We start from the raw sequence: 3,163 nt of genomic DNA, 5'->3' as shown, positions 1-3,163 counted from the left end.
CAGTGTAACGGCTTGGGCAGCGTTGCGTGAATCGGTTTCGCGGCGCAAGACGACGCTGCCTTTGCGGATGGACTCTTCTACGCTGCCGATCACAAGTTGTACGCCGGTGCGTGCGACCGTGTCGTCGCGGAACTGGATGACTTCGGGGTAATTGTGGCCGGTATCGACGTGCAGGAGTTTGAACGGCAGTTTCAGCGGGCGGCCTTCGATTTGGAAGGCTTTGACGGCAAGCGCCAGCAAGACGACGGAGTCTTTGCCGCCGGAAAACAGCAGGGCCGGGTTTTGGGCGTTGGCAATCACTTCGCGGATGATGTAGATGGATTCGGCTTCGAGCCAGTCGAGGTGGTGGTTTTGGATGGACATTTTTTCTCTCTTTGCAATCTTGGCGATAGCCGATACTTTAGTGAGGCCGTCTGAAAAAGGGAAAGAATGGTTTGTTTGTTGCAAAGATGTTTTTGTTATATTGCCCAAGTGTGTTTTCAGACGGCCTTTGCGCTTTAACTTATTTTTAACCCGATTTCTCTGACGAAGCGCCTGTCTTCGCGTACACTTTGGTTTTTTAGAAATGAGAATGGTTTATGTATCACGGCGAGAGATTTAATGCGTACAGCCATTTGGCCGGTTTCTTATTGGCAGTGGCGGCCTTGGTGCTGATGCTGGTGAAAGCGGTGGAATCGGCGGACGGCTATCGGATTGCCGGTGCACTGACTTACGGAATCTGCCTGCTGCTTCTGTATTTGGGTTCAACCTTATACCACAGTATTCCGCAGCCGAAGGCCAAGGCGATTTTGCAAAAGGTCGATCATTGCATGATTTATCTTTTGATTGCAGGCAGTTATACGCCGTTTACGCTGATTACCCTGCAGGGCAGCTGGGGCTGGTCGCTTTTCGGCGTGTCGTGGGGGCTGGCTTTGCTGGGCATTGTTCAGGAGCTGACGATCGGGCGCAAAAGCGAGAAGCGGCTGCTGTCGATGGTGATTTATGTGTTAATGGGATGGCTGATTGTGGTGGCGGTGTGGCCGCTGATAAAATCGCTTTCAGCGGGCGGATTATTTTGGCTGGTGTTGGGCGGCGTGTTGTATAGCGCGGGGATTTATTGGTTTATCAATGATACTAAAATCCGCCACGGCCACGGTATTTGGCACTTGTTTGTCTTGGCAGGTAGTTTGACGCAATTTATCAGCATTTATTTTTATGTGTTGTAGATTCAGACGGCCTGAAATAAAAAACCTCTCAGTTTGACTGAGAGGTTTTTGTTTGTCGTTAATCAGGGTTTTTGTCGTGGAATTCGTGGAATTCGTAGTTGTAGGTCAGCTCTTTGCCTGCTTTGGTTTGCGCCAGATAATCGTCGTAAACCGCACGGATTTCCTTACGCAGCAGGAAGAGGGCGATTAAGTTCGGCAAGACCATAAAGCCGTTGAACATATCGGACATGCTCCAAACCAAATCCACTTTGCCCAATGTACCCAATACGATGGCCACCAAAACCAGTGCGCGGTAGATGCCCAAGTGTTTGCCGCGGAACAGGAAGCGGATATTGGATTCGCCGAAGTAGTACCAGCCGATGATGGTGGTAAAGGCGAAGAAGGTCAGACAGACGGCGAGCAGTTGAGAACCGAAACCCGGAAAGGCCTTGTTAAAAGCCAGTTGGGTAACCGCAGCGCCGGTTTCGCCGGAGAGGTTGGCGTCGGTCAGCAGGATAATCAGCGCAGTTGCCGTGCAGACCATCAGCGTATCGATAAAGATACCGATAAACGCGGCCATACCTTGTTGCACGGGATGTTTGACGTTGGCGGTTGCATGAGCGTGCGGGGTCGAACCCATACCGGCTTCGTTAGAAAACAGGCCGCGTGCCACGCCGAAACGGACGGCCTCGCGCATACCGATACCGGCCGCACCGCCCAATACCGCTTCAGGATTAAAGGCGGCAACAAAAATATGGCTGAACATCGGAATAATGTGGTCGGAGAATTTGAACAAAATAATCACGGCACACAAGATGTAAATCACCGCCATAAACGGTACGACAAATTGCGCGATACCGGCAATGCGGTTGATGCCGCCGATGATAATCAGGCCGGCGAGTACGGCCACCGCAATACCGACTGCCATCGGCGGAATATTAAAAGCTAAATTCATAGCCGAGGCGATGGAGTTGGATTGTGTCGCGTTGCCGATGAAACCCAGCGCGATAATCAAGGCGATGGAGAAAAAGCCGGACAGGAAACGCGCCGCGCCCCGGCCGATTTTCGGGGTCAGGCCGTGCGTAATGTAAAACGCTGGGCCGCCGATGTATTTGCCGTGGCTGACCACGCGGTATTTTTGCGCTAAAACGGCTTCTGCAAAAATGGTAGACATGCCCAAAATGGCAGACAGCCACATCCAAAAAATGGCACCCGGGCCGCCGGCGGTAATCGCAGTGGCGACACCGGCCACGTTACCGGTACCGATTTGCGCGGAAATCGCTACGGCAAGCGCTTGAAATTGAGACAGGGATTTGCCTTCGTGGTCTTTGTCTTTTTTACTGAACAAGCCGCCGAAAACGGATTTGAAACCTGTTCCTAATTTGGTAATTTGCGGCGCGCCCAAGTACAGGGTAAAAAACAGGCCGATGCCGATTAAGGCATAAATCAGCAGGTAGTCCCAAAGAACCAGATTGACTGCACCCACCAGAGCAGACAATATTTCTTCCATAATATAACCTTTAAGAAAAACAAATAAAAAGAAAATGATACGGGCAACTACTCCCGTTCATTTTCGCGGTTGGCAACAAGGGCGAGCAGGCCGTTTTGCCGTTTAATACCGGTTTAAGTTGTTAACAATCCTGACCGATTTTGTCATCATACCGTAAACCTTCGTGAATTAAAACGGAAAACTGACAAAGGTTTGCCGCAAATGTGCTTCTTTATTTTAAAAAAGGTTTCTTTGTTTTCAGACGGCCTGTTTTTGCAAATGTTTGGGCCGTCTGAATATTTTGGCTAAAGCTAACTTATGATAAAATGCACGCCTTACAAATGAAGCAAATTCCGCCTCAGAGCGTGAAAAAACGAAAGGAATCAACATGGCAGGCCATAGTAAGTGGGCAAATATCCAACACAAAAAAGCCCGACAAGATGCCAAACGCGGCAAAATCTTCACCCGTCTGATTAAAGAAATTACCGTT

The 3,163-nt window shown here is 50.0% G+C and carries 3 protein-coding genes and 1 pseudogene; 2 read left to right on the top strand and 2 right to left on the bottom strand.

The window, feature by feature from the left end; genetic code table 11:
• Positions 1-363: phosphoadenosine phosphosulfate reductase domain-containing protein (locus tag ACTHUE_RS14035; protein ID WP_440423777.1), on the bottom strand; the 363-nt coding region annotated here is incomplete at its 3' end.
• 215 nt (positions 364-578) lie between these two features.
• Here ACTHUE_RS14035 and trhA point away from each other — a divergent pair.
• Positions 579-1,205 (top strand): PAQR family membrane homeostasis protein TrhA, encoded by a 627-nt coding sequence (gene trhA / locus ACTHUE_RS14030; protein ID WP_219089595.1) that lies wholly within the window; start codon positions 579-581, stop codon positions 1,203-1,205.
• Between the two features lie 58 nt (positions 1,206-1,263).
• Here the strand turns inward: trhA and ACTHUE_RS14025 are convergent, their stop codons facing one another.
• The gene (locus ACTHUE_RS14025; protein ID WP_003745950.1) at positions 1,264-2,694 is read right to left on the bottom strand and encodes an alanine/glycine:cation symporter family protein; all 1,431 of its coding nucleotides are present in this window, start codon (positions 2,692-2,694) and stop codon (positions 1,264-1,266) included.
• A 367-nt stretch (positions 2,695-3,061) separates the two neighbouring features.
• Between ACTHUE_RS14025 and ACTHUE_RS14020 the strand changes: the two are divergent.
• A pseudogene (locus ACTHUE_RS14020) lies at positions 3,062-3,163 on the top strand (YebC/PmpR family DNA-binding transcriptional regulator); the annotation flags it as partial.

It is taken from the genome of Neisseria sp. P0021.S005 (assembly GCF_051956955.1).
The sequence above is the reverse complement of the archived record's forward strand: the minus strand, read 5'-3'. Positions and strand labels throughout refer to the sequence as shown.